The following is a 6,633-nucleotide window of genomic DNA, read 5'->3' as shown; positions in this document are numbered from 1 at the left end:
AATAAAAAGATGATGCTTAAGAAAGTAAAAATCAACTTTTTATTTAAAGGATTTAAGGGTATGAACTCCAAGAAAAGGTAACTATTTAGCAAAGAAGAATAAAACGAAAACATTAGCGAACAAGAGTAGAAAAGGGAGAAAATAAACATAAAAAAATCACTATTTAATAATAAACAGTGATTCTATTTTAGAGAAAAACAGACATAAAATACCAATTTTACTCAATTATTGTAAAATGCCCCTTTCCACCAGATATTTGCGGGTTTCTACCCAATCCACATAAGGTCTGCCCTCTGTTGGTGTAATTAATGGGCATCCCAAATTAGCATCGTCAATATATAAGTGTCCATAAGCTTTAGGTGAAGATGTCCAAAAACGTTGAGTCGGATTTTTCTGAACACCATATAAGGCTATACCATTATCGTCAAACCATTTAATTGCATCGGCTAAGAAATTTTCTTCTACAACGACTGTTTCATCTCCTACTTTTTTCTTTTTCTTACGATCACTACGCATTGTAAAAAGAATTAGCTTATGTCCTGCCTCAACCAACTCTTTAAGCACGGGAATAGCTCCTATATCCTCACCTATACGAGGAAACTCGTGTGTAACACATGTTCCATCAAAATCAATACATATATCCATCTTATTTAATATCTTAAGGTCTCTAATCTATTTTATATTTTGAAAGTAATACGAATATCAGCTCTCATACTTATAAAACAGGTCATTAATATTTTTACTTACCTAGTATAACTTCTCCCAAATCGAGATCAAAAGGCGTTGTTATTTTTATATTTGCCCTCTCACCCTCTACTAAATGAATGGGATGACCATATATCTCAACCACTGATGCATCATCAGTAAAAGACTCGGAAAAATCGGTCTCATATGCCTTTATAAGCAAAGCAGACTCAAAAACCTGAGGTGTTTGAACCATACGATATCTTGAACGATCTACAATCTTACTATCGTTTTCACCGACAATTTCACGCAAACTATCCGTCACGTCTATAACAGGAATCACAGCCTTATACACTTTTGCAGCATCAAAGCACGTCTTCAAAAGAGAAACAGATGTAAATGGACGCACAGCATCATGCACAGCTACCCAACCTTCGCCAACAAGCTCTAAACCATTCTTGACCGAGTGAAAACGAGTTTCGCCTCCATCTACGACTTCATGATACACCGAAAAGCCATATCCTTTACATAATTTCGACCAATGCTCGCGATATGACGCAGATAATGCCACAATAATACGTATCGATTTATCGAAATTGTAAAAGGCTTCGATGGTTCGCATCAAGACAGGTTTTCCACCCACGTTTAAAAACTGTTTGGGCAGTTCGCTTCCCATGCGCAAACCTTTTCCACCCGCTACTATGATTACATTGTTCATATATGGTCTTTTAGGTAAAAATATTTTAATTCATTTAAATAACCGACTAAAGCAACAAATAGTTCAGCAACTTTGCTTTAGTCTAGATTATCTAGTATTTTTTTTATCTCAGTATCTGTTTTATAAAGCTTTTCTTTACAAAGTTTTAGCAGTACCGACGCCTTTTTTATTTCTTCTGTCAACACATCTACTTCCATATCGCCCGACTCGAGTTTATCGAGAATTTCCTGAAGTTCTTGTATTGCTTCGGTGTATGATTTATCTTTTTTTGCCATTCTGTGAACATTTTGTTTGAAATAGGGGTTTAAACTTAGATAAATTTTAATTTACATACAACAAAGATAATCCGATCTGGAAATTTAAATTTAAATTTGAAGATAATAAATAGCTTTTAAGTTTACAGGCTATATCTTATATATAACATTCAGTTCTAAAAAAAATTGTATATGACACTTACTAAAGCAACGAATAGGTCTTCGACCTTAATTTTACCAAAGAGTTTCTTATTCTTAGGGATATTTTCGGGATTATTCTTTCTCACGAGTTGCACTAGTTTAGATACATTGGTCGTAAATGTAGAAAAACCCGCTCACATAACGCTACCAAATAGTATTGAGAATATTGTTATTGTTGACAATACTGTTCCTCAACCCGAAGATGTCGGTCACTTTGAGTATCGTTTTGGACAAGAAGCGGGCACCCCCGTTAAAATTGAGGTAAATGACGACGTGAATTATATATTAGCTGAAGCTCTTTTTGAAGATATCTCAGATAAAGAATACTTCAAGGATGTTATTTTTTACGAACATCCGCTAAGAGAGGACGCCAACTATGAAGATATTCTTCAATTAGATTCGACTCTGATAAAAGAAATCTGTATTGCCAACAATGCCGATGCTATAATTTCATTAGATCGTTTTCTGGTAAGTACAGCTTCTCACGAAGAAGACTTTGAGTTTGGAACTACAATGAGATTTCTAGATTTAAAGATGGATATTCGCTTTCAGGTATATTCTAAAGAAGGGCAGGCAATATCGCCACCACTATACATAAATGACAGCATCTATTGGAGCGCCACTTACAATCAAAATACACCTCTTTCGGATACCATTCCAAGCAGAGAAGATGCAATGAAAGAGGCTGCCAGATATACAGCCGAAAAAATAGCAGATGCTTTAGCACCTTATTGGAGCAATGAGTTGAGATGGTATTTTGGCGATATAAAGGCTGCAAACAAAAAAATGGCGGCTAACGATTGGTCAGGAGCTTTAGCATTATGGCAATCAGCTTACGATAGCGAAACAAAAAACATCAAGAAAAAAGCCAGACTTGCTAGCAATATAGCTTTGGCTTATGAGCTAAAAGACGAACTAAAGAATGCACTAAGATGGATAACCACTTCTTGTCAATTATTCGAAGAGACCCAAAGCACGGGTGTTGACGAGGAAAATCTATTGAGAGCTACAAGCTACAAAGAAGACCTTTTAGAGCGCTACAATGACTTTAAATTACTTGACATGAGAGATAAAGCTTCTAGAGAATAAAAACAGAAGATCAAACTTTATTGACACCTATACCGGGGAGATTATTTAATATAATCTTCCCGTTTTTTATTGTTGTACCTCTAAAACAGTCATTCGTGATGAGTAATGCACCGTCTAAATCGGCAAAATTCACAGCAGGCGACAATTGAGAGGCTGCGGATATTGCACACGAAGTTTCGGTCATACAGCCCAACATTACATCAAAACCCATAGAAGGAGCTATATTTATCATTTTATAAGCTTCGTTCATACCGGTACACTTCATCAACTTGATGTTGATCCCCGAAAAAGCTCCTTTAATTTTTTCCATGTCGGCAAGCCTTTGTACCGATTCATCGGCAAAAATAGGCAATGGACTGTGAGCCGTGAGCCATGCACTGCCTTCCAAATCGGTTTTAAGCATGGGTTGTTCAATAAGTACAACTCCTTGTTCTTTCAGCCAATGTACCATCTCCAGAGCTTCCGATCTGTCTTTCCATCCTTGATTGGCATCAATAGCTAAAGGCAAATCCGTTACCGACCGGATTACCTCAATCATGCGCTTATCATCATTCCCACCCAATTTCACTTTCAATATTTTAAAATCAGAGGATACTTCTGTAGTTTTCTTTTTTACAATATCGTCCGTATCAATTCCGATTGTATATGTTGTATTGGGCGTATTTTCAGGATTTAAATTCCAGATTTCATGCCATGCCTTACCAGCCATCTTTCCCACTAAGTCATGCAATGCTATATCAATAGAAGCTTTTGCTGCTGTATTGCCAATTGCTATATAATCTACATACGTCAAAATCTCATCTATGGCTGTCAAGTCAGAAAACTGACCTAGATCTACTTGTTTCAAAAAACTGATAACACTTTCCTGCGTCTCGCCTAAGTACTGAGGTAAAGAAGCTTCGCCGTAGCCAATATAGCCATTGTAATGAATCTCAACCAACACAACAGGTGTTGTAGTTCGAGAATATGTTGAAATAGTAAACGGATATTTCAATATTAAGTTATAGGGTGAGTACGATAATTGTATTCTATTCATAGTTTTTTGCTTTTTGTAGGATTCTACTCCATCTACATATTAATACAGCTAAATAGAGCTTTCTTCTTATCTCGGTATAGCGAAATTATTACATTGATCAAAGGAGACAAATATTACATACATTTTGGAGCTTATTCTCTTTGTCCTGTTTTTTCATTATAATCTTATATTAAATAGACAAATAAGTATGCAATACACCCCTAAAGCGGGACTTTTTTGATTTTCATACTTATTCGACCCGATCTCCTTTCACATCTATAAAAAAAGTTTTGCCGTTTAACTTAACCTTTGCTTTACCATCTTTATTAAAATAACGGGCGTCATCATATATAAGCGGGATAACAACTTCTCCTGTCTGGTCTATAAAACCGCATTTACCCTCTATACATACTGCTGCCAATCCCGTTTTTGTAAACGACCATGCTGGATTATATATACACGGAATAACTTCTCTCCCTGTTTTATCTATATAACCCCACCAACCATTTAAGCGAACTAAGGCTAATTCTACAGAAAAAGCATGAGCACAATCATATATAAACGGCACAACCTCTTCGCCTGTTGCTGCATCTAAGAATCCCCATTTACCGTTATTTTCTGACACTACTAATTTTTGCGTTTTCGATGCTAAAGTAGTAGATTTTTCTTTTGTTTGTCGTTTAGCCATTTTAATTTTCAGGAAAAAAGAATTTTACAAAAAAAGCCAACTGCCATTCAACAGCCTTATTCCAATATTGCGAATTATGTTCGCCCGAAGTAATGATATACGTATGATTGATTTTTTTCGCCAAGAGAAGTTTATGAAGATTTTCATTCACTTCCAAGAAGAAATCATCCTCTCCACAGTCCAAGATCAAAGGTATGTTCTTCAATTTATCTACATTCGTTATTACAGTATGTGCATCCCATACCGATTTATTATTCACATAGCTTCCTAATACTTTAGACATCTCCCAATTATTTGGAAATGGTCTGATATCTACTCCTCCACTCATAGACCCACAAACTCCAAATACATCAGGATGTTGTAATGTTAGCCATAAAGCTCCATGTCCGCCCATGCTAAAACCTGATATTGCCCTACCCTTCGGTAAATTGATCGTTTTATAATGCTTATCAATATAAGTAACTAGCTCTTGACTAACATAAGTATCATATTGAGACTTCGGATTAACGGGACTGTCCCAATACCAACTATTCTTTCCATCAGGGCATACAATTATGAATTGGTATTTATTTGCCAATTGAGGTAATGTGGGTTTCACGACTTTTAACCACGAAAGATGGTTTCCTCCATAACCATGCAGGAGATAAATCACGGGATATTCTGTCTTGGATTCTTTATTATAACCATCGGGCAGAATGACAATATTTTTTACCCGCACATTCATCTTTGAGCTGTATATGTCTATGGTATCAATTTGTTGAGCAAATAACGAAAGACTTCCGGTTAATACAACCAACAGTAAGAAATAGAAAAAACGATGAGATAATTTCACTTTCATATAACTTCTTCAGATTTTGAGGTTTTCGTAAACGCTTTGCTTGCCCAACGTGGAACTAAAAAAGCACCGATAAAAAGGTAATTGTAATAGCTGAGTAACCGCCACAATACTATAATTACAGGAATAAGCCCCGATATGGGAATAAGTGCACTTAAATAATGCTTGAATATGATTTCACTCAATCCACTGGCTCCGGGAGTAAAGCTAAGTATCATCAACACCCACATCACAAACTGACGGGCAAATATCAACATATAATCCGACACTGAGAAAAATGCCATAAAAAGAGCATTTACAACTAAAAAGCGAGAAGCCCATGACAGGATAGTAGCCAAAATAAGAGGCCACCAATAAGAAAATTTCTTCCCTCGAATCTCACGGGCACTTATAATCAAATCATCTCCTGCTTTTACAGCTCCTGCATGCCAACGACGAAGGATGGGTAATCTGAATATTTTGATTAAAAGCCATCGTATAGCCTGAGGCTTAAAAAACAAACCGATTATAAGACAAATACAAATAATCATCTTAATAATATATGCAGCAATAAACAAAGAAATAATCCCCATTTGCAAGGTTGATATTTCGGGGAAAAGTTCGTCTACGGGAACAAAGAGCAATAGCAGAGGAAAGGTTACAACAAAGAACATTTCATCTAATAGCATCGTCACAAACACCATAGCTGTACTTCTGCCAACACTAATATTCTCTTTCGAAAGAAAAAGCACTGCCATACTTGATCCTCCAACCGAGGATGGGGTAACTGCTGTTCCAAATTCTGCTAATAACGTTATTTTCAACGACTGCTTCCAAGACAGCACCTTCTCGGTTAAATATCTATATCGGATAGTAAATCCCAGATCACGACCAACCATTAGAAGCAATGCTATAAAAAACCAGAAAACGGTATCCCATGTTATTTTTACATTTCTTAGTTCAGCTAATTGTTCAGCATTTTCCTGTCCTAAAAGATCCTTTGAAAACATGTAAACAATAACACCGACTCCAAGAAGAGTGGGTATCAAGATTTTCCATTTACTTATTTTGGTTGACTGACCAGTCATATTTACATTCAATTATTAATTAATAAAATTAGTTAATACAATAGCTTTACAATACACTTCCTAATGTTAAATATTAATATTC

At 35.9% G+C, this 6,633-nt stretch carries 7 protein-coding genes and 1 pseudogene; 1 reads left to right on the top strand and 7 read right to left on the bottom strand.

The features are described from left to right. Positions 1 to 225: 225 nt before the first annotated feature. The 3 genes from HGC4_RS09210 to xseB form a co-directional block, all read right to left on the bottom strand. The gene (locus HGC4_RS09210) at positions 226 to 645 is read right to left on the bottom strand and encodes a hypothetical protein (protein WP_050709843.1); all 420 of its coding nucleotides are present in this window, start codon (positions 643 to 645) and stop codon (positions 226 to 228) included. Positions 646 to 739: 94 nt separating this feature from the next. Then, entirely contained in the window at positions 740 to 1,402 is a 663-nt protein-coding gene (locus HGC4_RS09205) for a 2-C-methyl-D-erythritol 4-phosphate cytidylyltransferase (RefSeq protein WP_050709842.1), read from the bottom strand. Positions 1,403 to 1,479: 77 nt separating this feature from the next. Then, the gene (xseB, locus tag HGC4_RS09200; RefSeq protein ID WP_050709841.1) at positions 1,480 to 1,677 is read right to left on the bottom strand and encodes an exodeoxyribonuclease VII small subunit; all 198 of its coding nucleotides are present in this window, start codon (positions 1,675 to 1,677) and stop codon (positions 1,480 to 1,482) included. A gap of 171 nt (positions 1,678 to 1,848) precedes the next feature. Here xseB and HGC4_RS09195 point away from each other — a divergent pair, with 171 nt between their 5' ends. After that, complete coding sequence (locus tag HGC4_RS09195) at positions 1,849 to 2,946, top strand: DUF6340 family protein (protein WP_050709840.1); 1,098 nt, start codon at positions 1,849 to 1,851, stop codon at positions 2,944 to 2,946. A gap of 10 nt (positions 2,947 to 2,956) precedes the next feature. On the opposite strand, the pseudogene HGC4_RS09190 reads toward HGC4_RS09195, so the two are convergent. The 4 genes and pseudogenes from HGC4_RS09190 to HGC4_RS09175 all read right to left on the bottom strand — a co-directional run. After that, a pseudogene (locus HGC4_RS09190) lies at positions 2,957 to 3,976 on the bottom strand (dipeptide epimerase); the annotation flags it as partial. Between the two features lie 235 nt (positions 3,977 to 4,211). Then, positions 4,212 to 4,649 (bottom strand): WG repeat-containing protein, encoded by a 438-nt coding sequence (locus tag HGC4_RS09185; RefSeq protein ID WP_050709838.1) that lies wholly within the window; start codon positions 4,647 to 4,649, stop codon positions 4,212 to 4,214. A 1-nt stretch (position 4,650) separates the two neighbouring features. Continuing rightward, on the bottom strand, positions 4,651 to 5,487 hold the full coding sequence (locus tag HGC4_RS09180) for an alpha/beta hydrolase (RefSeq protein ID WP_050709837.1): 837 nt from the start codon (positions 5,485 to 5,487) through the stop codon (positions 4,651 to 4,653). Then, entirely contained in the window at positions 5,484 to 6,551 is a 1,068-nt protein-coding gene (locus tag HGC4_RS09175; RefSeq protein ID WP_050709836.1) for a lysylphosphatidylglycerol synthase transmembrane domain-containing protein, read from the bottom strand. Before HGC4_RS09175 ends, HGC4_RS09180 begins: the two co-directional genes overlap by 4 nt. Positions 6,552 to 6,633 lie beyond the last annotated feature (82 nt).

The organism is Dysgonomonas sp. HGC4 (assembly GCF_001261715.1).
GTDB lineage: Bacteria > Bacteroidota > Bacteroidia > Bacteroidales > Dysgonomonadaceae > Dysgonomonas_A.
The sequence above is the reverse complement of the archived record's forward strand: the minus strand, read 5'-3'. Positions and strand labels throughout refer to the sequence as shown.

Bases quoted from the DNA above. Each gene is read 5' to 3' on its own strand.
- HGC4_RS09210 (WP_050709843.1), bottom strand. From the start codon at position 645: ATGGATATATGTATTGATTTTGATGGAACATGTGTTACACACGAGTTT.
- HGC4_RS09205 (WP_050709842.1), bottom strand. From the start codon at position 1,402: ATGAACAATGTAATCATAGTAGCGGGTGGAAAAGGTTTGCGCATGGGA.
- xseB (WP_050709841.1), bottom strand. From the start codon at position 1,677: ATGGCAAAAAAAGATAAATCATACACCGAAGCAATACAAGAACTTCAG.
- HGC4_RS09195 (WP_050709840.1), top strand. From the start codon at position 1,849: ATGACACTTACTAAAGCAACGAATAGGTCTTCGACCTTAATTTTACCA.
- HGC4_RS09185 (WP_050709838.1), bottom strand. From the start codon at position 4,649: ATGGCTAAACGACAAACAAAAGAAAAATCTACTACTTTAGCATCGAAA.
- HGC4_RS09180 (WP_050709837.1), bottom strand. From the start codon at position 5,487: ATGAAAGTGAAATTATCTCATCGTTTTTTCTATTTCTTACTGTTGGTT.
- HGC4_RS09175 (WP_050709836.1), bottom strand. From the start codon at position 6,551: ATGACTGGTCAGTCAACCAAAATAAGTAAATGGAAAATCTTGATACCC.